This is a genomic window from Paenibacillus sp. FSL L8-0340 (assembly GCF_038593145.1).
Taxonomy (GTDB): domain Bacteria; phylum Bacillota; class Bacilli; order Paenibacillales; family Paenibacillaceae; genus Paenibacillus_AQ.
On the sequence record NZ_CP151967.1, the window covers coordinates 7191318 to 7217497 of the forward strand.

The 26180-nt window shown below is 50.4% G+C and carries 26 protein-coding genes; 11 read left to right on the forward strand and 15 right to left on the reverse strand.

What is annotated here, in order from left to right:
- Positions 1-270: 270 nt before the first annotated feature.
- Positions 271-813, forward strand: coding sequence for a GNAT family N-acetyltransferase (locus NST07_RS32935; RefSeq protein ID WP_341097155.1), 543 nt, complete (start codon positions 271-273; stop codon positions 811-813).
- A 129-nt stretch (positions 814-942) separates the two neighbouring features.
- Here the strand turns inward: NST07_RS32935 and NST07_RS32940 are convergent, their stop codons facing one another.
- From NST07_RS32940 to NST07_RS32965, 6 genes are all read right to left on the reverse strand, one after another.
- Complete coding sequence (locus tag NST07_RS32940; RefSeq protein WP_341097156.1) at positions 943-2205, reverse strand: polysaccharide deacetylase family protein; 1263 nt, start codon at positions 2203-2205, stop codon at positions 943-945.
- 5 nt (positions 2206-2210) lie between these two features.
- The gene (locus NST07_RS32945; RefSeq protein ID WP_341380128.1) at positions 2211-2933 is read right to left on the reverse strand and encodes a hypothetical protein; all 723 of its coding nucleotides are present in this window, start codon (positions 2931-2933) and stop codon (positions 2211-2213) included.
- Between the two features lie 237 nt (positions 2934-3170).
- Positions 3171-3527, reverse strand: coding sequence for a nucleotide excision repair endonuclease (locus NST07_RS32950; RefSeq protein WP_341097160.1), 357 nt, complete (start codon positions 3525-3527; stop codon positions 3171-3173).
- Between the two features lie 102 nt (positions 3528-3629).
- Positions 3630-4604 (reverse strand): NAD-dependent epimerase/dehydratase family protein, encoded by a 975-nt coding sequence (locus NST07_RS32955; protein WP_342480809.1) that lies wholly within the window; start codon positions 4602-4604, stop codon positions 3630-3632.
- A 761-nt stretch (positions 4605-5365) separates the two neighbouring features.
- Complete coding sequence (locus NST07_RS32960) at positions 5366-5914, reverse strand: TetR/AcrR family transcriptional regulator (RefSeq protein ID WP_341097166.1); 549 nt, start codon at positions 5912-5914, stop codon at positions 5366-5368.
- A gap of 575 nt (positions 5915-6489) precedes the next feature.
- Positions 6490-8055, reverse strand: coding sequence for a nitric oxide synthase oxygenase (locus NST07_RS32965; protein ID WP_342480810.1), 1566 nt, complete (start codon positions 8053-8055; stop codon positions 6490-6492).
- A 273-nt stretch (positions 8056-8328) separates the two neighbouring features.
- On the opposite strand from NST07_RS32965, the gene NST07_RS32970 reads away from it, so the two are divergent.
- Together NST07_RS32970 and NST07_RS32975 are read left to right on the forward strand one after the other, a co-directional pair.
- Positions 8329-8559 carry a hypothetical protein gene (locus tag NST07_RS32970; RefSeq protein WP_341097170.1) on the forward strand — a complete coding sequence of 77 codons (231 nt, stop codon included), beginning with the start codon at positions 8329-8331 and terminating at the stop codon, positions 8557-8559.
- 36 nt (positions 8560-8595) lie between these two features.
- Complete coding sequence (locus tag NST07_RS32975) at positions 8596-8907, forward strand: antibiotic biosynthesis monooxygenase (protein ID WP_342480811.1); 312 nt, start codon at positions 8596-8598, stop codon at positions 8905-8907.
- Between the two features lie 120 nt (positions 8908-9027).
- Here the strand turns inward: NST07_RS32975 and NST07_RS32980 are convergent, their stop codons facing one another.
- From NST07_RS32980 to NST07_RS33005, 6 genes are all read right to left on the reverse strand, one after another.
- Positions 9028-9864 (reverse strand): EcsC family protein, encoded by an 837-nt coding sequence (locus NST07_RS32980; RefSeq protein WP_341380135.1) that lies wholly within the window; start codon positions 9862-9864, stop codon positions 9028-9030.
- A 224-nt stretch (positions 9865-10088) separates the two neighbouring features.
- Positions 10089-10370, reverse strand: coding sequence for a hypothetical protein (locus NST07_RS32985; protein WP_341097175.1), 282 nt, complete (start codon positions 10368-10370; stop codon positions 10089-10091).
- 78 nt (positions 10371-10448) lie between these two features.
- Entirely contained in the window at positions 10449-11861 is a 1413-nt protein-coding gene (locus tag NST07_RS32990; RefSeq protein ID WP_341380434.1) for a hypothetical protein, read from the reverse strand.
- Positions 11862-11932: 71 nt separating this feature from the next.
- Entirely contained in the window at positions 11933-12628 is a 696-nt protein-coding gene (locus NST07_RS32995) for a DUF6033 family protein (RefSeq protein ID WP_341097177.1), read from the reverse strand.
- Positions 12629-12823: 195 nt separating this feature from the next.
- Positions 12824-14812 carry an FAD-binding protein gene (locus NST07_RS33000; protein WP_341097179.1) on the reverse strand — a complete coding sequence of 663 codons (1989 nt, stop codon included), beginning with the start codon at positions 14810-14812 and terminating at the stop codon, positions 12824-12826.
- Positions 14813-15013: 201 nt separating this feature from the next.
- A complete protein-coding gene (locus NST07_RS33005; RefSeq protein WP_341097181.1) occupies positions 15014-15820 on the reverse strand; it encodes a MerR family transcriptional regulator in 807 nt (268 codons plus the stop codon).
- A 203-nt stretch (positions 15821-16023) separates the two neighbouring features.
- Between NST07_RS33005 and NST07_RS33010 the strand changes: the two genes are divergently transcribed.
- From NST07_RS33010 to NST07_RS33020, 3 genes are all read left to right on the forward strand, one after another.
- Entirely contained in the window at positions 16024-17112 is a 1089-nt protein-coding gene (locus tag NST07_RS33010) for a UvrB/UvrC motif-containing protein (RefSeq protein WP_342480812.1), read from the forward strand.
- 192 nt (positions 17113-17304) lie between these two features.
- Positions 17305-17892: a hypothetical protein gene (locus NST07_RS33015; protein ID WP_342480813.1), complete on the forward strand. Its 588-nt coding sequence runs from the start codon at positions 17305-17307 to the stop codon at positions 17890-17892.
- A 91-nt stretch (positions 17893-17983) separates the two neighbouring features.
- Positions 17984-18655 carry a hypothetical protein gene (locus tag NST07_RS33020; RefSeq protein WP_341097185.1) on the forward strand — a complete coding sequence of 224 codons (672 nt, stop codon included), beginning with the start codon at positions 17984-17986 and terminating at the stop codon, positions 18653-18655.
- Positions 18656-18816: 161 nt separating this feature from the next.
- Here NST07_RS33020 and NST07_RS33025 read toward each other — a convergent pair whose 3' ends face one another.
- The gene (locus tag NST07_RS33025) at positions 18817-19683 is read right to left on the reverse strand and encodes an SDR family oxidoreductase (protein WP_341380142.1); all 867 of its coding nucleotides are present in this window, start codon (positions 19681-19683) and stop codon (positions 18817-18819) included.
- Positions 19684-19951: 268 nt separating this feature from the next.
- Between NST07_RS33025 and NST07_RS33030 the strand changes: the two genes are divergently transcribed.
- Positions 19952-20500: a hypothetical protein gene (locus NST07_RS33030; RefSeq protein ID WP_342480814.1), complete on the forward strand. Its 549-nt coding sequence runs from the start codon at positions 19952-19954 to the stop codon at positions 20498-20500.
- 68 nt (positions 20501-20568) lie between these two features.
- Here the strand turns inward: NST07_RS33030 and NST07_RS33035 are convergent, their stop codons facing one another.
- Positions 20569-21156 (reverse strand): NAD(P)H-dependent oxidoreductase, encoded by a 588-nt coding sequence (locus NST07_RS33035; RefSeq protein WP_038597923.1) that lies wholly within the window; start codon positions 21154-21156, stop codon positions 20569-20571.
- A 120-nt stretch (positions 21157-21276) separates the two neighbouring features.
- Between NST07_RS33035 and NST07_RS33040 the strand changes: the two genes are divergently transcribed.
- Entirely contained in the window at positions 21277-21705 is a 429-nt protein-coding gene (locus NST07_RS33040) for a MarR family transcriptional regulator (protein WP_341097189.1), read from the forward strand.
- Between the two features lie 95 nt (positions 21706-21800).
- The gene (locus tag NST07_RS33045) at positions 21801-22847 is read left to right on the forward strand and encodes a stalk domain-containing protein (RefSeq protein WP_342480815.1); all 1047 of its coding nucleotides are present in this window, start codon (positions 21801-21803) and stop codon (positions 22845-22847) included.
- A 348-nt stretch (positions 22848-23195) separates the two neighbouring features.
- Here NST07_RS33045 and NST07_RS33050 read toward each other — a convergent pair whose 3' ends face one another.
- Positions 23196-23408 (reverse strand): hypothetical protein, encoded by a 213-nt coding sequence (locus tag NST07_RS33050; protein ID WP_342480816.1) that lies wholly within the window; start codon positions 23406-23408, stop codon positions 23196-23198.
- A 415-nt stretch (positions 23409-23823) separates the two neighbouring features.
- On the opposite strand from NST07_RS33050, the gene NST07_RS33055 reads away from it, so the two are divergent.
- A complete protein-coding gene (locus tag NST07_RS33055; RefSeq protein WP_342480817.1) occupies positions 23824-25032 on the forward strand; it encodes a MerR family transcriptional regulator in 1209 nt (402 codons plus the stop codon).
- A gap of 38 nt (positions 25033-25070) precedes the next feature.
- Positions 25071-26033, forward strand: a complete 963-nt coding sequence (gene nudK, locus NST07_RS33060) for a GDP-mannose pyrophosphatase NudK (RefSeq protein WP_342480818.1) — start codon at positions 25071-25073, stop codon at positions 26031-26033.
- Positions 26034-26180 lie beyond the last annotated feature (147 nt).

A 26180-nucleotide genomic window follows, 5' to 3' on the forward strand; every position in this document is an offset into this window, starting at 1 on the left:
GTGGCCCAGTTAAATTAACAAAATCAGGCCGCCGGCCCATCCACATAAAGCTGCCGCAGCCCTTGCAAAATTACTTCCAGCAAAAAGCCTTGTCCAGTGTATGGCAGGGCCTGCCGGAAGATCAGGGAGGGCATGACGGCATCATGTCTGCTGCACTCCCATCAAGCAAACTGTCTACAGTTAGGTGCCGGGCAAACAGAGGATAATTTCACCTAATCTCGAATATATGAATTACTGTTATAAACTTAACATTTCAAAAGGAGACTTAATATGTCACAGGCATCAACTTCGCACTCTAGATTTAAGGCTGTATTAAAAGGATTGACCCAAGAAAAGGCTATTGAAGTTACAAATGCAATGATGACTGAATTTAAAAAAGCAATTAGTACAAAAAAAACACCAGTTCTCGAAACTAACTTTATTAAAGAAATCATGAAACAAGGTGAACAAGATTTCTTCATCGTTCCTACCTTTAATCCAAATGAGCCTTCAGTTGGATTAATGTCCAAGAACCTGAACGCTGTTATGCACGTTGCTCTGAATCGAACGGATAAAAAGTTTCTAAAGCACTATAACTCTCCACAAATCGTAGATTTACTTCATCTCCATTCATACCGTAAAGGAGAAGGGAAAAAGTTAATGGAGGCATTTCTGCAAATTCAAGGTAACCTAAATATTCCGGGTTCATTATGGACGGAAACGACTGAAACTATGAAGTATTTTGAGAAATACGGTTTTGAAAATTTGGGGAAGTTAGGGGACAGCTCTGAATTTCTTATGAAATTACCTTGTGGAACTTGTTATAGTCGTTGAAATGGTCTTTTTCTTTGGGGCTTAACGTCAAATTGCGGTAATGGGGGAAGTCCCCACCGATGATTATAAGCCGGAGAAGGATTGTATAAAGCGCACCCATTTACAATGGACACGCTCTAAGCCTGCGGATTATTTAAAGATAGCGAATTTCAAGCCCTTGCTCTTAAGATATTGGATGATTTCAGGGAGGATCTTTACGGTTATGCTTTTTTCATGCAAAAGATAGATGCCGCCCGACGGATCGGTTGCGCGGAAATAATGAAGAATCTCCTCCGGGCTGTCCGCCTTCCAATCCTCAGGGTCACGGTTCCAGAGCAGCACCTTCATATGCTGTCTGCCGACTTCAGCCGCCAGCTCTTCATTCACCGCTCCATACGGAGGACGGAAGACCGTTACCGGAGACTGGATGAGCTGTGCCAGCGCGTGGTTAACTTGACTTAGATTGTTCCGGTTCTCTTCACCGCTGTTCCTGGTCATGACGCTGTGATCCCACGAATGATTGCCGACCGCCATGCCCTGCGTATCCGCATAGATTACTTCCTCAGGGTAGTGGAGCACATTCTGTCCAATAAATAAAAAATTGGCCGCAATGCCTTCCGCCTGCAGAATATCCACGATCTCCTTGGTATACTTCGAAGGGCCATCATCGAAGGAGAGCGCCACATATCCCTTGGGCAAGGCGTATTCATAGCTGTCTCCGCCAAGCTCAATCTCCTCGTACAGCAGCTTGTGCACTTCTTTCTCATCCACTACTGGTACCGTGGCTTCTTCCGCTATACTGCTCTCAAGTGAAGTCAGCCGCACCACAGGGGCATAAGGAGCAGACAAGTTGTCATCCTGCCCGGAACTATGAGCACCAGCCTCAGACTGGGTGACTTCCACCTTCGCTTCGGCACTGTCCGAGAACAGTCCATCGTCCATACGCAGCAAGAATACGATCAGCAGAAGGCTCAACACAAGTCCTCTCAGGGCAATTGACCGGGCTCCAGCCCTGGAACTGCTGCGCTTAACCGGTTTCGGTACTGCCGCTACCGCCGGGGAAGGAATCACTGCTGCCTCTTCCGGCTGCTTCAAGCGATGAAGTAAGGAGATATATTCCTCGGAGCAGGCGAAATACAGCGTTTCGCTGAAAGTCCGGTTCATTTTGATAAGCGAGCTGAAATGTGTCTGGCGGAAGGGATCCCACTTCGCATACAGTGACAGCCGAATCCGCTGTCCTTCAAAAGGGGGGAGTGCGTTCATTTGCAGATATGTAAGTTCATCTATGTGGACCATTTGTCTGGTAAAGGCACCGCTGCGGGTTAGACCTACCTCCATCCGATAACCGTCCTGCCCGTGCTCAAGCGACAGCAACTCTATCATCAGAGCGGCGCTTTTTTCCTCAACTGGCATAAATATTATGTATCCCCATTCTCATCACTGCGCTCTGCAGGCAGGCTGCTGCCGCCAAAAGGTGCTGTCATCCGGTTGGTGAAATCGCTGATCATGCTGGAGAGGTAGGCTTTCTCCTGCCGGACCATTTCGTATTTCTGTCGAAGATGGCCATTTTCAGTCTCCAGACGTCCGATCTTCTCTTCCAGCTCATTCATTTTCTTGAGCTTCTCCGCATGGACCTCATTGTGCTTCTGCACAAGGTTAACGTATTTCTGCTGCTCCAGATCAATGGTGCTCTTGAGTTCATCCATTTCTGCAGAAAAGGTGATATGAAGCTCGCGGTAATCCTCCAGCACCTGATCCACCTTCAGATTACGCTCTACCAGCTTCTGCTCCAGCTCCATAATGTTCTTCTCCCGGTCTTCAATCACCTTGTTGAGGTTCTTGAGATCCTTGTTCAACCGCTCCACATGTCCGCTGGAATGCGCAAGCCGGTCCTGAAGCTCACGGTTATTCGTCTCGGCATGTGTCCGGTCCTGAATCATCTGTTCAACCGCAAAAATCAAATCCAGTGATTTCTTGTCCAGCTGTGCTTTGCCCGTCGAAATCAGGCTGTTCTGGCTGTCACTCTTTTCATAGCTTTCCGAATCTTCAGGAGGACTTTCTGCCAATTGTACCTTTTGAACCATGCCCGGCTTCGGCGTTTTGTCCACCGCGTCTCTTTTCTTAAAAAAAGGAGCAGCCATCTATAAATCACCTCATTATAAATGTCAAAAAATGTCGAGCATATACGAGTTTATTATAGATGATTTGTCCTGGATGTAAGTGAGCCTTAATATCTAACTTTCCTAAATACATCTAAAGACCCAATTTGTTGCCACAGAAGGGATTAACCACGCCAGCAGGCCGGATTTCCGCGGTTGCCGGATTTTTCGCACAAAAAAACGCAGCCCTATTGGACCACGCCTTTTGCCCTAAATTCATTATTTATACAGGACTTTCTCCACATTGTACTTGGCTTTCAGCTTGTTCACAATGTAGGTTTCGTAAATCTCTCTGTCGACCGGATCCTCAACGAGGCATACCTCAATCTTGGTGACTTCGTCGCGATGGGGCTTCATTACGGATACGTTATCTTCAAAATGCTTTTTGATTCTGGGTCTCAGCTTTCTGGCCTTGCCTACAAACAACAGCTCGTCGTTGTCGTTATAGAACATAAAGATACCGCCGGCTTCACGCGTAATCAGGTGGAAATCCGTAAATCCGTAAACATGGCTCAGCACAGGATTCTCCTGCTTGGTAATCGTAACATCCGGTGCCGGGATGGTAATGCTGATCATTCGTGCTCACTTCCCTCTTGTATATAGAAATAAATAGTATCACAGATCAAGTGGCCTGACTATTTCTATCTTCTGCGGCTTTGATGTATTTTATAAGCGTGTTCACAAAGATTTATTCTGCCGGGCCTTAAGCACGCGGATCGTTTCCGTAATTCCCTGTTCAAACGGTGTGGCCGGAATCGGCCCGACGGTACGTTCATATTTGCTGCCGCTTAAAATAAGGGGCTCCTTCGTTAGATAGAGCATCTCGACAATCTCCTTCATGACCGGGATGAACAGTCCCAGCAGCGACAAGCCGGCGGCACCGACGGGTATAACCGGTTTTGATGATCCGCTAGCCGTCCGGGCTATCCGGACAATCTCTTTACCCGAGATGATGCCCGCACCTGGAATGTTCCAATTCTGCCCGTACGCTTCCTCCCTGCCCGCCAGCTCCACCATCATCACTGCGGCATCCGGGAGGTAGACGTATTCACGCGGAACGCTCACATTTCCGATGAACATCGCTGGTTTCCCGGCGGCAATCGCCTCCAGTGTCGAACCCAGATACGATGCCTCGTTGGCGGTCGGCCCGTAATAATCGGGCAAGCGGACGATCATTCTTTTGGCCCGATTCCAGCACGGGCTGAAGAACATCCGCTCAAACTCAAGCTTGACTTTCCCCTTTTGGGTATGCGGATTCTTCGGATAATCCTCATTGATCGGCTGCTCATTCCGTCTTTTACCGTACGGATAAATGCCGTCTACCGCAACAATCCGTGTCCCTAGCTTGCTTGCCGCCTCCAAGACCGCTTCCCCCATCGGCAGCAGCTTGGTGCTCATCTCGTGATAAGGCACCGAAGCACAGTGGAAAATAACATCAGCCCCCTGCGCGGCCTCCTGTACATCGCCCGCCTTAAATACGTTGCCGGTCTTCAAGCGGAGTCCTGTTGGATTCCCCAGCTTCGCTGCAAGCTGCTCCAGCTTTGGAAACGATCGCCCAAAGGCGACCGTTTCCACCCCTCTTTTCAGCAGCTCGGCAATAATGACCATTCCTGTTCCTCCGGTTGCACCTAACACGACAGCTTTGTTTAACATTTTAATTACCTCCTGATTAGTGGGTTTGGGTTTGGGTTTGGGTTTGGGTTTGGGTTTGGGTTTGGGTTTGGGTTTGGGTTTGGGTTTTTGGCTCTTGGCTCTTGCTCTTGGCTCTTGGCTCTTGGCTCTTGGCTCTTGCTCTTGGCTTCAACGGATTGGGTAGTGATTAATCAATAATTAAACACTTTCGTGGTTTCTGACTGTCACGGACTGGAGAGACGTTATCTTGCTGATCGAAGTCTATTTGACTTCCATTCGGACTCAGGTGCACTTATTGAGTGTGAAAATCAACAAATTGAGTGTTATTGTGAACAATAGCTGCACTGAGGTCCGATCACTGCTGCAAACAGGAATTTCTCCGAAATAAGAGCTCTGGTGTCCGGAACACCATGCTGACGAACCATCAGGAGGATTGGCTTTAGGGTGATACGGCGAGATAGCGAATCGGCTTTAGCAATAGGCTATGAGATCGGCGTTACGGCCACTCGGATTAGCACTAGGCTATGAGATCGGCGTTACGGCGATTCGGGTACTTAACTTAACCATATTGCCATACGGCATACCGATGGAGACTAATGCTTGGCGATTGACTATTTAACCAGTTGATGAGCGGCTCAAGATACCGTTGCTCCTTAGTACTTTAGTTTCTAACAGGGCACTTTTGTTATTGGCTAATCACTAACTAAAATTCATTAATATCTAAGGGACTCCGCCCTTAGATCCTGGTCACTAACCAAACTCACCCTAGTACTCGCTGGTGCTTACAGATGCTTTGGCTTTAGTTCCGGCATTCCCAGCGCCATTGCGATATTGCACAGCATGCCGTTAGCCATAAAAGTGCTGACCTCAACCTCGGGATGCTCCATTCCGGCAGCCACAAATTTCCCCTTAACCAGACTGGTGACCTCAAGCATTCCCTTCTGCATCGCACGGAGGATCATTTCATCACGGATGCCCAATGCCTGCACTTGCAGAAGAATCTCATTAGGATGGGTCTCCATCAATTGCTCATATACCCGGATTGTTTCCGCAAGCAGCTGATCTGCAGGAGCCTCAACACTCTTAAAGGTACGGATAATCCGCTCAAAGGCACGGTCCAGTGCGGCTACAAACAGTTCCTCCTTGTTCTTGAACAGCTTGAAAATATACGGCTGGGAGATGCCCACTCTCTCCGCCACCTGTGCAGTGGTCGCCCGGTAATAACCAAGTTCGGCAAAAACCACAACCGCCGCCTCCAAAATCTGCTCCCGCCGGTTAACGGAGGTCGCTTCAGCTGCCTTAGACCGGACCGTACTGGATTGTTTGTTCATGATGGCCTTATGCCTCCTTTTCTGATGAATAGTGAAGTGATTCTCGCCTCAATCGGTGGTTATTGATCAATCACTTTATTGGTTAGAAGTATATACTCCAATTCTTAAATAATCAAGCCCGTATTTTAAAAGTCTAGCCGGCTGTTCCACCTTTACAATTCGTGTGGCTGTCGTCATTAGCAAGGGTGGAGGACTGGATGGAAATGTCCGTATCACTTGCAGCCAGAGTGCCGTTTAGGAAATAGTCCGCAAGTCTTCTTCGAATTATAGTTACGCTTGGGATATCCCCTGCTGAGCATTCTGTCCGACACCACACTTGCAGATGAACGCTGAATCAACTTATGGTGCCCCCTTCAAAATAAATGTATTTACTGCAACTATTCAGGGGTACAATAGAGCTTTTTTAGAGATAGATGTATTTCGTACAACTAGAATTGGCGAAGAGCAACGTTTTGCCCAAATCACCCCTAAATAATTGTACAGAATACAGCTATCTCCCATACTGCTCCAAAATGCTGGTTTTTAGATGTATGAGATGCAGTTAAAGAAAACGAGAAGCTGATAGCCCGGAGGAACTATTGCTGGTGGTGAAAAGGGCAAGCCATCTCCGCCGCTGCATGTCCAGGTCCAGCAGGAGTTTCTTCGCTCCGATGCTCCATGATGTCCAGGCCCGCCGCAGTGGTAGAACTGGTATGCCCCGTGCTATCTCGCCTACCTTCCTGCTCAGCTTCTTGCATACCCTCCTGAGCACATTCTCGCGCACTTTCTCGCGCACCTTCCAGTGCCCCCACATACGTACCTCCTCGGGTACCTTCTTGCGTACCCTCCTGCATACCTTCTCGCGCACCCTCTTGCGTACCCTCTAGTGCCCCCTCCCGCATACCTTCTCGCGTACCCTCCAGCGCCCCTTCCTGCGCTCCCTCTTGCGTACCCTCCAGCGCCACTCCCTGCGCACCCTCTCGCGTACCCTCCAGCGCGCCCTCCTGCACACCTTTCAGCATACCATCCGCCTCCTTCAGCCACCCTGCATAAGCAGAACTTTGGTAGACCAGGCGCGGGCTGAGGTTAAGCTCTTTCAGCTTGTTGTCATTCCAGATTGGCGTAGCCGAGGGTGACATTGGCGGGATCAGCCAATGCCATTTCCCCGATACTTCCCGCCCCCGCTGCTTCTCCTGCTCCTGAAAGCGGACGAACTGATCAGCAGCGGTATGATGATCCACTATGCTTACTCCGGCCAGCTTGTAGGAATGCAATACGGCACAGTTAAGCTCCAGCAGAGCCCTATCCTTCCAAAGCGAAGTATTGGTCGAACGGTCCAGTCCAAGCAGATCCGCTACAGCCGGCAGCCGGTTATAGCGACTGGTATCACCAAGATTGCGGGAACCGATCTCCGTTTCCATATACCAGCCGTTAAAAGGAGCAGCTGTATACCGGATCCCGCCAATTTCCAGCTGCATGTCCGAAACGATCGGCACCGAATACCAGCGCAGCCCAAGCTCCGGGAAACGTTCGATTTCCGGATGGGTTAGCGGAACCTCCTGCACGATTCCCTCAGGAATGGGGAACAGACGCGGCTGTTCACAGCCGATACTGATTACGAGCGGCAGCACATCGAAGTCGCCGCCGGTCCCTTGCCAGCCAAGCTTCCGGCAGAGCGAAGTAAAAGCATCGGACGCTGGGTCGCCAGCGCGCGGATCCTCTCCATTCCCGGGATACCCGGCATAACGGATCAGTTGATGATTCCAGATGCGGACCACTTTCGCAGGATCTTCACCGCTGCGGAACACGGTCATCACCGGACGGATGCGTCCTCCGTTATTGGCCCGCTCCATGTGGGCCAGCAGCGCTTCGGCCACCTCCTCTGCGGTTTCCTTCCCGCGTGCGTCAATCACCTCGAGCGAATGCCAGAACAGACGCCCGATGCAGCGGCTGTTATGCCGCCACGCTATCCTTGCTCCATGTGTCAACTCTTCTTCGGTATGCTTATAAGTACCGCTTTGCAGCACTTCTTCATGTATGGCCGATATCCGCTCAAGGATCTCAGGCTCGGATTTCTCCAGCTCCCCGTAGCATAACCGGATGAACGATTCGGCCTGACCTATTAAGTCTTCGCGCAAAACTCCGCAGTCATTATTTCCCATGCCGTCCACTCCCTTGCTTGATCCGGTTCTGCCGGATGTTAGTGATATTTTTCTCAAAACGGAATGAATTTGTATTCCTGTGTCCCTGAAGTTAATAGCATAATCATAGTAACTCCTGCAGGAATAAGCAAGAATCGGACAGGCTGTGGGCAGGGAGACGCAAGCGATCCTTTGAATGCTTATATACCGGAGACCAGCCAGCTCTATAAAAATATAAACTGAAAAAAAATCTAATTTTGTATATTATAGTATGGAGTTTTCAGTTGGCATTATGTGATCAAGTGGCAGCTGTCAAAGTTTGAAATACCTCTTTCGGAGATTGTGGAGGTTACACAGGACGATACTTATGGCGGTTCCGAAAAAAATGCCATTCGAATCGGTACTCCTTACGGCACAACGGACAGGGTTGTCATTAAAACACAGTCCAACATTTATATTTTATTTACCTCGGATGCAGTGGCAATTATAAAAAAAATAGAGGATCTAGGGAATTCTGAAAGTTAACCGCTTCTGTTAAAATAAGAATCTGGGGTGATACATATGAGCAAATATGGGATGTACGCTAAATTTACTGCACAACCCGGCAAACGTGATGTTTTGGCAGAAATCTTGTTGGAAAGCGCGGCAGCTGCTGAGACTGTCGAAGAGTGTGAGCTTTACATCATCAATTTCTCGGAGACCGAACCGGATATTCTCTGGGTTACCGAGGTATGGAGCAATCCTGAGGCACATGCGGCCTCGCTCAGCCTGGAAGCTACCAAAGCGGCTATCCAGCGCGCCATGCCGCTGATTGCCGGTGTGGAGTCCACAAAGCTCAAGCCTGTTGGCGGCAAAGGGCTGTCGTTTAATTAAAACGCAGACGAACTTAGTGAAGAATATAAAAGGCAATAAATGCAGCCGCTGCAGGCTGCGTTTATTGCCTTTTTAGCGTTATCTCAACTCAGCTATTCAAAAAAATCTATAACCATAGATTTATTCCATTTCAGCCAGCCTGGCAATAATTCTACGCTTACGGTACAGCATCCGCGCGGCCTCAGCCACATCCTCCAGCGCCTTCCGGTTTAGATATGCGCCAAAAAACATCCCGGCGACGGGAACGGCCTGGAGCATCTTTTTCCAGCCCCAGTTATCGCGGTAGACCGTAATAACCTCCTTCCAGCCCTGGATCTTGGAGACGGCAGCATTCGCTCCGGCAGTGATATCGCCGTTGCCTCCGGCCTGCAGATTAAGCTCCTGCAGGATGGTCCGTTTCCCCACAATATCCGAAGACGCGAACTGCATCACCTTCACCGTAAAAATCCGTTCCGCCTTGTCCGTAGGATTATAGCCATAGCATAGACCGATTTCCTGAATGACCTTCAGCGACAGGCCCAAGATAGCGGGAATATCGGCAGCAAGCGTGAAGAAACCCCCGAACCCGGTTGTAGCCCCTTGCGCCGTTGCTACATTCCGGCTGCTCTGACTCAGCTTCAATGCGGCCTCATCCATCACAGCGAGCGGAAACGGTCCCTTCTCGCTTCCCCCGGCAGCCCGGCTGGACGACTCCAGGAGCGAGCCCACCTTACGTCCAGCCACCAGATAGTTGCCCCCGTTCTGGATATAACTGCCCAGTTCATCCAGCAGCCTGCCCAGCTTCTCGTGTATCACCTTTGGTGTGATTTTGTCCAATAGCTTGAACGGCAAGCGGGTGATCCGGTCCCAAATCATCAGCTTGTTCTGCTCTTTTTCCCATTTTACAATTACGGCAAGTGCGGCCTGCAGCTCCGCAGCCGTTTCAAAGCGTGGCAAGCCTTCGGCAGTTTCCGGCATAGGGTAACCTCCTAAAAGTTTTGTGAGCGTTTCTTCACTGAGTTTACTTCGTACAAAATCCACACGCAACAGCGCCTCTTATCTTTATAACCGAATTAACGGCTATTGATTGCCTCATCCTACTATTCGTTTCCGGGTCAAGCCAAACAGGCATTTCCGGAGACTCACCGGAAATGCCTGCGGCTGCACATACTGCCTGGGAAACACCATCATTGAGCTGGGCTCTAATCCTTAATCTGGCTCTGCTGCACTTCCAGAGCGGCTAACCTTTCCTTCTCATCCTGTAGTCTTTCTTCGGTTAGATCAACGCCATGGCCGCCCACCGAGCCCTCCGGGGCATGCTTGACTGCATTTTCGGCATGCTCCAGACTATTCCCCGCTTGGGCAAGAGTCTGTTCATTCGGATGGCTTAAAGCCTGCGTTACTGAGTTATGCAGCTTGGTCACAGAATCTTGTGCCTGGTCCACCGTGCTGTTCGTCCGCAAACTGGATTCATAGTGCCTCATAAGTTGAATACTCCCCCTTCTGTCACGCTTCCGATCCTCTTTAGCATGGATAAGGGGAGGTTTTCTTATACACAATATCTACATCAGGAACATGGCGACAATCGTCGTCGCCGAAAGGCCCAGCAGCACCGGCTTCAGGTTCCGCCGGGCCAGCTCGAACGGGCTGACGCCGCAGATGGCGGCTGCCGGAATGAGCGCCCACGGAATCAGTGTACCGCCGCCGACCCAGATGGCGGCCACCTGTCCAAGGGCGGTCAAGGTCGCCGCGCCGGAATGAATCGCGGCGGCAAACATCTGGGCAATCGGGCCGACCAGCGAGATGCCGGAAAAGCCGGAGCCGTCAAGGCCGGTGATCGCGCCGATCGCCGTTAATGTTACGGCTCCTACCGCGCCATTCAGCGGAACGTGCGCTGCAAGGGCGACGCCAAGATCATTCACGATGCCGTGTGAGCCGCCGGGCAGTGTGTTCCCAAACAGCTCGGTGAAGGCCGAATCACCGAGATAAAAGAAGGCCGCGATGGGGATGACCGGGCCAAATACTTTAAAACCAAAGATAAATCCCTCGATCAGGTAAGAGGTGATTTTCTCCAGCCCCTGGTTATGATGGGCCTGCAAAGTGATCGTAATCAGGATCAGCACGGCGGTTCCGCCAACCAGGGCCGTAGCATCGCCACCCTGCAAGTCAAGGATAAACATCGCCACTACATCGAGCAGGAACAGTAAGGGGATGGTGATTGCCAGCCCTTTTTTCAGACCGGGGCTCATCAATACCGGAGCGGTCTCCTCCGCTCCTGCTGACAACGGACCTGAAGAACCTTTGACCGACACCAGCCCGTCTCTCCAGGTTCCATTTCTCTGATCTCTGCGCATCATCCAGAACGCCGTGACCGTAGTGACCAGTCCCATCACTATAACGAGCGGCAGGCTCGCCTCCATAACACTGGACACCGGAAGGCCTGCGGCATCTGCGGTCAGCTTCGGTGCCCCCTGAATTATATAATCACCGGATAAGGCAATCCCGTGGCCGAACAGGTTCATCGCCATCGCTGCGCCAAGCGCGGGCAAACCCACCCGGACAGCCACCGGGAGCAGTACCGCCCCGACCAGCGCCACCGCAGGTGAAGGCCAGAAGAAGAGCGAGGTAACCATCATAATCAGCCCGATCCCCCAGTAGGCCATCGCTGGTGTGCGCAGGAACCGGGTAAGCGGAGCCACCATCGTTTCATTAATGCCGGTAGCCCTCAGAATCCGGCTCATGGCCACAATAATGGAGATGATCATAATTGTGCTCATCAGCTCTTTGGTCGCATAGACAAATGAATTGAAGATTCCCGACACCGAACCGCTGAGCGTACTTGTTGCAAGCAGCCCCAGGGCAAAAATCCCGGTCACACAAATCATCGTTGTATCGCGCCGCCTGATCAGCAGCGTCATAATAAACACAATAAAGACCAGATACACCCAGTGAACCGCAGATAATTGAATGCTCATCATCTTTGGCGCCCCCTTTCCTCCTCAAGCAAGATGGTGCTATATGCTATGCGGAGGGTTGGGCTATTGTTCTACTGCCTCTTGTCTGACTTGCTGTTTCTGATCAGCAAACTTAGCTTTAGCAAATCCCTGGAGGACAGAGCTCTGATGGCAGCAGGAAGCGCTGGCTCCCCTGGCTGGGTAACAGGCTGCTTCCCGCTACCCTCCGGCATGACCCATTCGGTTTCATTCCGCGCTACTGCAGCAATATGTGCCTGCTCCGCTTTTTCCTTCAGCTTATCTGCCTCGATTCGTCTGCCTTTCTCCACTTCCCCGGGAGAAGCTACTGATGCAGACCAAACCGTATATGTACCATCTTTGTGTATAATCAGACTGTGCCCTGTCACTGTGACCCCATGCAGCTCTTCCATCTGGGCCAGACTCTTCAAATCTTCATGGATATAGCTATCAATATAACCGTAAACCTTCTTCTTTATGGAAGGGTCCTTGCTCATTAGATGCAGAATGTTTGGTGCCACCACCACTTCCTGCAGGCTGCCGCTTATACCTCGCTTGGTAATGTCCTTATCATCTGCCGGGATGGTTTCGATACTGACTGTAAAGTCGTAAATATCCCTAATCTTCTGCGCCTGTTCCTCAGTCATAGCCGTAACGGAAGCCAAGGTTTCAGAGAAGCCAAGGGAGGGCGCTGCTGTGGTATCCTTGATCTTGGACTGCGGCGGTCTTTTAATTGAGCTTCGCTGAACTCTTGATATTGAAATGTTCATTCAGCATTCCTCCTTCCTGCATAAACAATGCACTATACCCTATTTATCGGCGCATAAGAAAGAGTTATTAAACCGTGCAAGCTCCCGGCAAAATCTATAAGACTAACCAACAGTGCCGTCGTAACTGCGCTGAATCCGCAAAAAAACCACCCCGGCGCTTAGCCGAAATGGTTGATTAAAAAGTATTGGGGAAACTCATTTCCCTAAAGCGCTGCTGGCAGCATCTTCACCGCCAAGACGGCCGGAAGTGAATGAATAGCCGATGCCGACACCATTACCAACATAGGTATCGTTGAACAACACGCCTTCCGACTCCAGTCCGACAGCGTACAGGCCTTTAACAGGCACACGTTTGTCGTTCAACACCTGGAATTGGGTGTTGACGAGCAACCCGCCGACAGAGCCCAAGTTGTTGATCTCGGCAATAATTGCATAGTACGGACCGCTTTCTCCCATAGGAAGCAGATAGTCCTTCGCTTTGCCGAATTCAGTATCTACGCCTGTCTTGGTCGCTTCCTTGTATTTGCTGAAGGCATCTGCGAATACAGCCGCGTCCATTCCGGCATTCTTAGCCAACTCTTCAATGGTGCTGCCTTTATAGCCATCTCCATTCTCTACCATGGAGTCAAAGACTTTGTCCGCATCCTTCCAAGGGTTCTCCAGCGTGAACTGCTTCGCAAATGTTGCGTAGAATTCCGGCGGCATTCCCGGCAGACTAGGTGCTTGTACACCGTTCATCCCTTTAGCCTTCAAAGCGTCGATCTGTGACTTGGAGACAATCACGTAATGATAGGCACCGTTAAATGCACTCGTATTGGCGGCTGCCACTGCAGTAAGCGTAGCCGCTTCGTCTCTGAATCTCGCCCCGGACGAGCCTACATTCATGAAGTTCGGCAGGTAGGAAAGCATCAGCGGGTAGCTGGCCTCAAACGGCTCATATTGTGTCTTCAGCTTCTCTGTTGCTCTGGCCAGCGTCTGGTGAAGCATTTGTCCGCCGAAGTTATCAGGAACCTTGGCCCCGGCAGCCCAGGACATTTCCAGGCCTTCGCCGATATTCTGGCCCAGTCCGCCATTTATGCCCTCAAACCCGAAGGCTTCCTTAACCATTTCCTTGTTGGCAGCATAACCGCCGGTGGCCATCACGATGCTTTTGCCGGTAATCTCCAGCGTTGTACCGTCTGCCTTCTCGGCTACTACACCGGTCACTTCTCCATTACTGCCTGTAATCAGCTTCTTGGCCGTAGTTTCTGTGATAACCTGTCCGCCTTTTTTCTCCACCGATTCTGCCAGCATCGCCCGGAGCAGGTCCTGGCGGGTCTCGTAGGCCGGAAGCATATGCAGCTGTTCACCTGCGAAATTGATAAAGGTGGTTTTGTAGCCTTTTTGATTCAGCCAATCATAAGTATCCCCGGACTTCGTCACATACTGGCGGATCGCCGCGGCGTCCACACGCCAATGGTTATTGACGATCCAGTCGGAAATTTCTTTCTCCACACTGATCTTAAGCCCGCTGCTGACGGCAGCAGAGGAATTGTAGAATTTACCCGCCCAGGATAAATTGCTCGCTCCGCCGATCGTTGCCGTCTTCTCGATAATAATGACCTTTGCGCCTTTATCCGCTGCGGATACCGCCGCAGACACGCCAGAGGCACCCGCGCCCACAACGACAACATCGGCGGCCAGCTGTTCTGTCTTGCCTTCGCCGGCTTTGGCAACAGTTCTGGATTTGAAGGCTTCCACATTGCCGCCTGCCTGCTTCAACGCATCTTCAACAGCAGTCAGGATCGCTGTGCTGGATTCGGAAGCGCCGCTGACGGCATCGATGGCCAAGGTTTGACCGGCTATGATTTCTTCCTTCACTTTATTGATAGCTTCAACGCCGATGCCTGCTGTTTCATTTTGGCTTACGACCTGAATGTCCGTAATCTTCTGGGCTGCATCCAGTGTAACTTCCACCTGAATTTTGCCGTCTTTGCCATCAGCTTCCGCCTTGTACGTTCCCGCTTTGAAAGAAGCCGGGATTTCACCCGAATCGGCTGTTGGCTGCGTCGCTTCAGGCGATGCAGACGGCTGCTCCGAAGCGGCCGGTTCACTTGAATTGCCGCTGCAGCCTCCGATGATCGACAGGATCATGACCAGGCACAGCGATAACATGAATATTTTGGTAATGGATAGCTTGCGCATTGCTTATTTGCCCCCAGTATAGTTTTGTGGCCGTCCTTATTTCTCTCTTCCCGGACCGCCCATGCGTATGTCCAGAGTGTAAACCTTGGTGCAGCACCAAGGTCAATGAATTATATGTGAAACTTTTCTCAAAGTGGGGGGTAGGACGGGAAACCCTCTGCTTTTTGAAGAAGCAGTCAGGTTGTTATTCAATAGGCAAGTTTAGATCGGGATATTAATCTCCAGATAGGTTTTGTTCGTTCCGCTCCTTCGTTCTGTGAACAGAATTTTTCCGATAATGTCACCCGTGATGGCATAGCGGTGCTCTTCGGCATAATCCAGCATGAATTGAAAAGCACTCCGTTCGATGTACTCTTCACAAGAGGTTGCAATCACCGAAGATATGCAGGTCGCCGGCTGAAGATATTCAACACTTTCATTCAGGCTCACTTCAAGCTTCTCCTGGTCCTCCTCCAGCAAGGCCAAGCCCCAGCTGTAATCCAGCTCCGCGCTCCTGTAGATACTTTCCGTATTTTCAATCCGGAAGGAATAGAACGTAAAGGGCAGCAGCTCCATCCAGGCTTGGACCGTTCTTTTCAGGCAATCCTTCTGCAGCAAATGATTTTTGTTCGTCTGCTGGATTCTGTATATTCCCGGCAGATGCTTGATCCGGCACTTATAGAAAGAATGGCTGATTACCTTCAGCTCCTTATGGATCTCATTGATCTTGTTCAGCAGCATCGTGCTGCGCCTGATTTCCGCCTCCAATTGCAGCTGCGCGGCGGCGATCGACTCCACTACCTGCTCCGAAGGCGCATCATTAATAAGCTCGGCGACATCCTGAAGCGGAATCTGCATACTGCGGTACCACCGGCTGGACAGCAGATTCCGGGCATCCAAATCATCAAAATAACGGTAGTTGTTATGATGATCTTTCATGGGTCTGACAATATCATGCTTCTCATACAGCCGCAGCGTATCAGCCGTTATCCCTAGAATGGATGCGAACTCCCCGATTGAATATTTCATGAAATCCCCCCAGTTTGTCGAAATTTATATTTTATATCCTTAATGATAAGGGGTTTTGACGGGAGCCTTTGTGGGTTATATCACATCGCCATATTTCTCACACCGTAGAGCAGAAATCGGACTTTTCCAGTCGCCGCCGCCAATAGCATCGTTTATACTAGACTCTACTAGAGAACGTAATCAGCGGAGGAGATTTCATGCCTATGAATCTAACAGAAAAGGTGGCAGCCCTCCCTTTATCGCCCGGAGTCTATCTGATGAAGGACAGCCTCGGCCATATCATCTATGTCGGCAAAGCCAAGCAGTTGAGGAAAAGGGTGCAGTCCTACTTCTACAATTCCAAGGGGCATTCGCCCAAGGTAAACCGGCTGGTCAGCAACATCAGGGATCTTGAATATAGAGTGACCGATACGGAATTTGAAGCCTTTATGCTGGAGTGCCAGCTCATTAAGGAAATTAAGCCGATGTACAATAAAAAAATGAAAAATCCGCTCGCCTACACTTATATCACCATTCGCAATGATACCGCCTACCGGCAGCTTGAAGTGGGCTATGATCCAGGACAGGCTGAGAACAGCCTATCCTTTGGTCCCTTTACAAGCAGAAGCACGGTGGAACGTGCGGTGCAGGGTATTAAGGAATGTCAGAAGATCCTCTGCAGCAGTCCGCATGCCAAACAGACGCTCTGTCTCAACCATTCTCTGGGCCTATGCATCGGAATGTGTGGAGGCGGAGAAGCGCTGGAGAAATACAATGTCATTATCGACCGGATCATCGCCCTGCTGAATGGAGAGGACACGGGTATCCTAGAGGATCTGGAGCGGCGAATGGATGAGGCGGCGGAGAGATATGATTTCGAGGCGGCGGCCAAATACCGCGACTATGTCGGAGCTGTCCAGTCCCTGCTGCAGAAGGAGAAGGTTACCCGTTTCACGTCAGAGAACCAGAACATCGCCGTCCTGGAGCCGGTGAACGAACAACTTCTAAAGCTTATTCTGATAAAAGGCAGCCGCATTCTCTTCCGGGCCAAGCTGGAAACCGGACATCCGGATATGTCGCAGCTGCAGGCCGGCATCCAATCCGCTATTGCGGAGACTTTCACCCAGTTGACACGGGAATCGCCGGAAGCGGTCAACCGCCATAAAATTGACGAAGCTCAAATCATCTACAGCTATTTAAAAAGCAATTCCGGCAGCTATATCCTTGTTCCCCAGGAGCTGCTTCATCCAGAGCATCAATCGTCTCTTCGCGAGGCGGTGCGTGAACTGCTGGAGAATTATTTCGTGCTGTAACAAAAACGGCTGAATGAGCTTTCCATAGGAAAGCTCGCTTCGGAAGCATAACCAGTCACCGGATTTCCACCGCGTATAGCAGGTTATATCAAGAAATCTGGGGACAACAGCGGCCGGAACTCCAAATATTCACCGCAGTTACGTCCTCGCCAAAATGGGAAATCTTAAATTCAATCTATAGGAGGAAAACACTTGACTCTCAAAAGAACTTATACCTTATTAACAGCAGCTCTTCTACTTCTTGTACTGGCAGGATGCAGCAGCAATGCCGAGCCCGTCACCATGGAGCCGGATACCTTCTCCAAGCAGGATATGGCCATCTACAAGGCGGTTAACAGCAAGGAACGCGTCAGCTACGGCATGAGCCGCAAGGATGCGGAGAAGGTGCTGGGGACCGGAAATAAAGGGATTCCGAATTCGTATACATATGATCCCGGAGTGAGCGTGATCTACAGGGATGATAAGGTCGTATCCATAGCGCTGCGGAAAGAATCCCAAGGGGTATATAGAACTGCCCGGGGAGCTGAAGCCGGCATGAGCCATGCGGGTATTAAAGAGTTATATGGAGAGAAATATGCGATAGAGAATGCTGAGAATTATATGGATTATTACTACGATACAGAAACACGTCAACTTGTGAAAAGTTCTGTACAGGAGTTGAATTCGCTCTCGGGGGAAGCGCTCAGAGGCATACATATGGTTTCGACAGTCTATGATGAGGAAGGAAAGGCCACGATAATCATACTGATGGATAGGCAGGCAGCTACTACTATGAAATAGTTCCTTGAGAAGGAGTACACAAATACAGAAACTAACAATTATTATAATAACTTCCGATTAAATAATGTATTACATTATTTAGGAGGTTGGTATGAGCGATTTTTTCCAGGATTTTAAGTTGATCGAGAGCAATGCGGAAGAATTTCATATTTTGACACCGGAGTACATCTATTCTGAGATTGGAAAAGAGAATGAAGCACTTGTCGTCCAAGCACTTGCGAGAGGAGAGGATTTTCCGGCAGAAGTCCGTCATGGAAAAATATTTTCAATCGGGGATATTGAATCGGTATCCTCGAACAAAAAGGGAATGTTTACGAATATTGTAACTAGATCTAGTTTCGGAAAAACAGAGACTGACTTTATCGTAATTACGGATCCCGACATTCGCGAAGATTTCATCAGGTTATTACACATACATATGGGTAGTGAATATAAATTTAACAAAAAGCAGCTAACAAGCGTCACAGCTTCCTTAAAGCCCTTATTTTTTGTGCTAATCATTCTGGGGGTAGGGGCTGTTATGACTAAACTTTCAATCAATGCTCAAACTGAACCTATTGAGGAAGGTCGCATTTTGAAAGCTAGGGTTCGTGTTCTTTATTATTTACTGGGCCTGATTAACCCCGTCTGGGTAATGGTTTTTACCGGGATTGCCTTGTTCATTGCACTTGTAATCGTCATTCGCAGAATTGCAAATCCGCCACATATTATCCAAATCAAGCCTGCTAAAAGAAGGGTAGCTTATTTGGCCAGATTTCGATGAACTGTTAAGTTAACTAACTATGCAGGTATGCGGCATGGCATTGCTGCCCTGTATTCAAAAAAGAGTCTGCCCTCCGGTTATGACCGGCGAGGGCAGACTCTTCTTATATTCAAGCCAGCCTGAGCATTGACAGGCTGGCTTTGTGCGGTTCAGGCCAGTGTTTACGCCTTCGCACCGTTCAACATTTCACTTATGCCTTCGCTAAGCGGCGTGAGCGGACGCTGCAGCAGCTTCCCGAAATCGTCGCTCTCGATGTCCAAAGCACCTTCGCGGATCGCGGCTTGAATCGCGACCACAATCGGGAGCGCTGCTTCCGGCACGCCCGCTCCGGCCATAACGCTGGAGTAGGTGGCATCATCCACCTGCTGCACAGCAACGTCCTTGCCCAGCACGCTGCCGACTATTGCAGCCAGCTCTGCCTGGGTTGCCGGCTTGCCGGACAATTCGTACACGGCGTTCTCTGTACCTTCGCCAGCCAGAACAACGGCTGCTGCCTCTGCATAGTCGCGGCGGGTAGCCCAGCCAACCTTGCCTTCGCCGGCCGAAGTCAGCCAAGGGGCTCCGGCTTGAACGGCCTGAATGGAGCCGATCTCATTCTCCAGATACCAGTTGTTGCGCAGGAAGGCATAAGGAATGCCTGACTCAATAATGAATTGTTCCGTTGCACGGTGTACCGGAGCAAGGAACAGAGTACTGTTGTCGGCATGGCCAACGCTGGTGTACACGATGTAACCTACGCCTGCCCGCACAGCGGCATCAACTGCTGCCTTGTGCTGGCGGATTCGGGTATCATTGTCGCCGTCTGCTGATACGATCAGCAGACGGTCCACACCGGCAAATGCCGCATCCAGCGTCTCGGGCTGATCGAAGTCACCATGACGGACGTCGACTCCACGAGCCCGCAGGCTCTCAGCCTTCTCCGGGTTTCTTACACTGGCTACAAGCTTCTCAGCCGGTACGGATTTCAGCAAGGTTTCTGCTACGATAGAACCAAATTGTCCTGTTGCTCCTGTTAATGCGATTGTCATGTTAATTCCTCCATTGGATATATTTATTTGAATGACGTATTGCATTTCATGCTGTGTTGAGGTTTTGTTGATCCTGTAACCATTGTAGTTACATGTAGATAAAATGTCAAATATATTGTTTCCAGCCTTTATTATTTTCAAAAAAAAGGGAACTACTCCGCTTTTACTGCGTCTGTATAAATAAATTCTGAAGCTCATGCTTCCGAAGTGAGTTTGTACAAAGTCGATTCAAGGATGTTATGCTAACAAAACTTTTAGGAGGTTATTCATGAACAAGCTGATTGTTTATTCGTTGGCTGGGATCTTAACAATTGGAATTATGGCATCTTGTGGTGATAAATCCGGCACAAATGCTGCATCGCCAGCGGTGAGTGCTGAAACTGAGATTTCGGCAGCCCCTCAGGCAACGGCTCAACCAACCGCACATGCGACTGATCAGCCCGTAACTACTCCTCAGCCCAGTCAGGGGACTTTTACTACAGGGGTGTTTCTAGAGTTAGATACGATCGAAGATCCCTTATTTAACGAGGAGATTAAGAATCTATTGAATACAACATTGGAAGCCTTGGCTAATAAAAAGGAGGATGCCTTCCGCAGCGTGTTCAAAGACAGTCAGTCCGCGGATGCATTTATGTATTTGTTCGGGAAAGATTATTATTTTGATACTATAGGTACCGTTGAACAAGATAAAGAAGGAAGAGTAATCGTAGAAATTAGAGGGAAAGTTAAAGACAGCGGTGAAATAAAAGAGCCTAATTTGTTCTACTATTTCATGAAGGACGCAGACAATCACTGGAGTTTGCGGGCGATTGATTAATCGCCCGGCTCCCGTGCCCGCCATATGACGGCGGGAACGGGGAGTGATCTTTTAGAAAGGAGAGCCGATTATGCACTCACCGTTTTGAAATAGCGGTACACCTGCTGAAGCTTCTTCGCGTGCTTACCCCGCGGGCTCTCCATGCTGCCGAACTCGAAGAATTTCACCTTGCGGATACCCACGTAGTTAAACAACGCTTTACGCATCAGGGCTTTGTGCGAATTATTCAGCCACAGCAGCGGATAATGCGCCGGACCTTTCATGCTGGATACACATACCACCGATTTCCCCTTCAACAGCCCTTCCGGCAGAAGCCCGCCCTTATCCTTGTACGCAAATCCCGAAGCAAACATCTGATCAATATAGCCCATTAGCATTGCCGGAGGCCGTCCCCACCAGATCGGGTAGACCAGCACGATTTGGTCCGCCCAGATCAGCTGTTCCCTATACTTCGCCAATGCCGGATCACTGTGCATATCCCTCCTGCGTTTGTGCTCATTGAAGACCAGCACTGGGTCAAAACCTTCCTCATATAAATCCAGCACCTTAATTTCCTTGATCTTGCCATTCTCCTTGCTCCCCCGGATCACTTCCTGCAAAAAAGCATAGCTGAGGCTCTTGTGATTCGGATGTGTATAGATAACCAGTGTGTTCATATTCGCTGCCCCTTTACTTATCATTTGATAACAAAAGAGTAACACATCCCAATTTTAGTTGTCAAATGATAATTGTATTTTGATAATTATTTTGCTATGGTGTCCTATAGAGGTGATCCTATGGACCAGAATAATTTATTCCAGAAATTCGTGACTTTCACCACCGCTGTCCATCAAATAACAAGCGATATATCCAAAGGCGTGAAATCCGAGGCGCTAACGCCTGTTCAGTATAAAATTCTTGAATACATTGCCGTGAGCCAGCCCGTCACGCTCAGCGAAATCAGCGACTGCATGCATATGTCCATGCCCAACACGAGCCGTGAGCTGAAGAAACTAAGCGAAAAACATCTATGTCACAAAATCACCGATCCCGCCGACCGGCGCAAGCAGGGCATCACCCTCTCTCCTGAAGGCGAAACCATGATGAACGAGGCCTTCCAGCACATTGCCGTCCGGTTTGCTGACCGCCTCGCACATGTTACAGCAGAGGAACGCAAAGAGATCGAGCACGCGCTCGATCTGCTGCAGGAGAAAGTATTTTATTGAGCGGAATCTCCGTTACCAACATTTAACACAAAACCATTTCGGCTTGGCATCGTCCAACTGTATAGAATCAAATCTATCAGTAAGGTGATGAATACATGACGAAAAGCAAAACTGTACTATTCTCTTTATTGGGCCTGTCCCTCTTCTACTCGGCTTCTGCTCATGCAGACTCGGTGATCCAGACGCAAATCACACCGAAGAAGATCTCCATCTATTTGGACGACAGGCAACTCCAAGCCGAGGTTCCGCCGGTCAGCCTACGTGGCGCTGTGCTGGTTCCAATGCGCGGACTGTTCGAAGAGCAAGGGGCCAAGCTGAATTGGAATAACACGGCAAAGATCGTTACTGCCACCAAAGGTGACAAGAAGCTAACCTACCGCATCGGGGATACCACCGCCCAGTTGAACGGGCAATCGCTCACGCTGGATGTTCCCGGTCAAATTACGGATGGCTACACTTTAATTCCACTGCGCTTCGTCAGCGAAGCACTCGGAAGCAGCGTAACATGGGAGCCGATTACCCAGTCAGTGCGGATCTTTTCTCCAATAACCTATGAAACCTCCATCCTCTGGGGTGTCAACTTGCGGAGTGCCCCGGACGCCCAAAGCGGCTCCGTCCAGTCAGAAATGCTGCCTAGCGGTGCGAAGGTTCATGTGATCCGTGAGGTTAACGCTTTATGGCTGGAAGTGCGGACCGAAGACTACCAAAGAGGGTACATATCGGCGAAACCGAAATACAGCGATTATACCAGTGCTTCTCTGCTGGATAAGCAGGCCGAAGCGCTGATATCTTACGGAAAGACCTATCTGGGCACCCCGTATGAATTCGGGGCTTCTCCGGATCAGACGAAAACCTTTGACTGCTCTTCGTTTGTGAAGCGATTATTCGGGGACACCCTGTCCATTGAGCTTCCGCGCGTATCCTACGACCAGGCCAAAGAGGGCAAGAAAGTCGGCATCGACTCCTTGCGCAAAGGTGATTTGCTGTTCTTCAGTGCACGCGGCCTCGATATCGGCCATGTGGCCATCTATGCCGGAAACAATCAGATTTTGCATACCTATTCCAAAGACCTGAATGTTCACGTTGAAGCCTTTGACGGCCAGTGGAGAAAACGGTTTGTGACTGCCCGCAGAATTCTATAGATCAATTAACACCCCCTCCAAGGCGCATGAATTAGATCCTTATTGCGCCCTTTGAGGGGGTGTTGTCTTGCCGGCCGTTCGCAGCACTAAGCGAACAAAAGCCCCATATATAGATTGAACTGAAAAGTTTAGAGTAAAGGGCCAGTCGCAACTTCGGTGAATATTTGGACTTCCGACCGCTGTTTGCGGTTGAAATCCGAAGACAAAGGCGGGCGCTATCGCTGCCACAGTTCCAAAATTTCCCACCGTCGCTCCGCTCTCTTTCTTCAAGTTTCAAGTTCATTCTATATAACGGGCGAATAAGCTGGTTCACTAGAGAGATAACGGCAACGGGACCTCTAATATTATTTAACCTCTTATTTTATCTGGCCCGCATGCGGTGAATTCAAATGCATCTTTACCTCTCATTCCGCCATCTGTCCCGCATACGGCCAATTCAAATGCATCTTTACCTCTCATCCCGCCATCCGTCCCGCATACGGTGAATTCAAATGCATCTTTACCTCTCATTCCGCCATCTGGCCCGCATGCGGTGAATTCAAATGCATCTTTACCTCTCATCCCCCATCCGTCCCGCATACGGTGAATTCAAATGCATCTTTACCTCTCATTCCGCCATCTGGCCCGCATGCGGTGAATTCAAATGCATCTTTACCTCTCATTTCACTTTAGCAACTTGTAGGGGATGTAAGGTTCTTTACGTGCAGTATTCCTCACAGTGTTCACCGTAACGCGAGCTGAAACACAACGCGCCTACGTATCACCAAGTTTTATCTACACCCTTTTTTAGATTGCATAATTTGTACAAACAAAGGTGCCTTTACAGGAGCTTTACAGCAGCTAAATCAAGACTGTGGGTGGCACCGTTCCAGCCATTCATTCCGAATGAATTTTTCTCTTGCAGGTAACGTTGCGTCACCCGTTATACTTGAAGTAATGATTGTTATTCTGCCGCAAAGTTGAGGTGATGGACAGGATGCACAAAGGCTTAACCACCGGACAAATCTCCCGGATAACCGGGGTGACCGTCAGGGCGCTGCGGTATTATGACCGGATCGGGCTGCTGAAGCCCTCCCAATTCGAAGGAGACACCCGCCTGTATAACGAGGAGGATATCGCCAGACTCCAGAAGCTCTCGGTGCTTAAATTTATTGGGCTTTCCCTGGAAGAAATGAGCACCGTGATGGAGATCGGCAGCGGGAGTGATCTGCGCAGCGCTCTGCAGCTCCAGAAGCAGCTTATCCGTCAGAAAATAGATCATATGGAGAGTGTAGTCCAGGCCATCGATGCCTCCATGGACTATATGGAGCAACAAGAGCAGGCAGCGGACTGGGAAGAGCTGGCCCGGATCATCCACATGATCCGCACGGAAAGGGATTGGGGCCGGCAGTATCAGAATGCCGCCCGGCTGCAGGCGCGAACCCGGTTGTATGATGAGTTCAGTACGAACCCGCAAGGGTGGCACCGCTGGTTCTTTGAATACATGCTGGAGGCAACGCAGGAACTGCTTTCATCCTCTACCCTTCCTTTGCGGGTGCTGGATATCGGCTGCGGCGATGCGGCTCTTTGGGTTCGGAACCGGGAGCGGATCCCGCCCCGCTTGGAGATCACGCTTGCTGATGCCTCCCCGGGGATGCTGGAAGCTGCGCGCAGCGCACTTGGGGCGGCGGCTGGAAGATTTCAGTTCCGCCAGGCCGATGTTATGGCCATGCCTTTTGCGGATAACGAATTTCAGATCGTGATTGCCAATCACATGCTGTACCATGTAGAGCAATTGACGCCGGCATTCGCGGAAATTTCCAGAGTGCTTAGCCCCCGGGGGAGCTTCTTCGCCTCCACGATGAGCAGCCGGCACTTGCGGGAGATGGAAGAACTCGCCCGCGAATTCGATCCAGCCCTCCGGGTACTGGATGACACACTGGAACAATTCAACCTGGATAATGGCGCAGAGCTATTGCAGCCCTGGTTCCCGGCTGCACGGGTTGAACGTTATCCAGATTCTCTTGTTGTGACGGAAACCGGTCCGCTGATCAGCTATATGACCTCTACGCCCATGAATGCGGGCAAGGTGCTGAAGGGTGAGACGCTGGAACAATTTATAGATTTTGTAGGGCGTAAGATGGCAGACCAGGGAAGCCTGGCCTTTGCCAAGGATATGGGCGTGTTTACATGCCGTAAACCCTGACGGAGCGGCTGGATACAACTAAAAAGGAGGCTTCACCTATGAACCCTAACGTGCGAATCAAGCAAATTGACCTGTTATCAGACAACTGGTATACACTGAAGAAATACACCTTGGATTACCGGAGCAGCGACGGGACCTGGGAAGAGCAGCAGCGCGAGGCTTATGACCGCGGTAACGGCGCGGCCATTCTGCTCTACAACCGCAAAAAGCAGACGGTTGTCCTGACCCGGCAATTCCGTCTGCCCACCTATATTAACGGCAATACATCCGGCATGCTGATTGAAGCCTGTGCCGGACTGCTGGATCAGGACAGCCCGGAAGAATGCATCCAGCGCGAAGCCGAGGAGGAAACCGGCTACCGCCTGTCGGAGGTGCACGGCATCGGCGGAGTGTATATGTCGCCGGGCTCGGTAACGGAGATGCTGCATTTATTCGTCGCGGAATATTCCGACGAGATGAAGACGGGGCGGGGCGGCGGACTGGATGAGGAACAGGAGAACATCGAAGTGCTGGAGCTTCCTCTTACCAAAGCGATGGAGCTGGTGGAGAGCGGTGAAATCCGGGACGCCAAGACCATTCTTTTGCTGCAGCATGCTAAGCTTCACCGGCTGCTCGAACCGGAGGAGCCGAAACCTCTGCACATCCTCATTGCCGGTCCTTACCGCTCGGGAACCGGAGACGATCCGGCATTAATTGCAGCTAATATGCAAGCCATGAATGAAGCTGCCTTGCTGGTGTACAGGCTCGGCCATCTGCCGGTGCTGGGCGAGTGGTATGCATTGCCGCTGATGGAGGCGGCAGGCTCAACAGCCATCGGCGACAAGGTGTTCAATGAAATGTTCCACCCTTCCTCCGTGCGGCTGCTCGGCCATTGCGATGCCGTCCTGCGGATTGGCGGGCCTTCCCAAGGCGCCGATGAAATGGTGCGGATCGCCAAGGAGAGCGGGAAAAGAATCCTGTATGGGTTAGAGGATGCGAACACTTCCTTATGCCATATGTAAGGAGCTGTCCACCTAAGGCCATAGGGAACAACTCCCTGCTCCCCTGTCTACAGTTTCCTGGCGAACTCATTTAGTTTCTCGGACATTCCTTGAATCTCATCCATAAACGCGGATGCTGCTCGGAGGACCAGGAAGGAACGGCCCGGC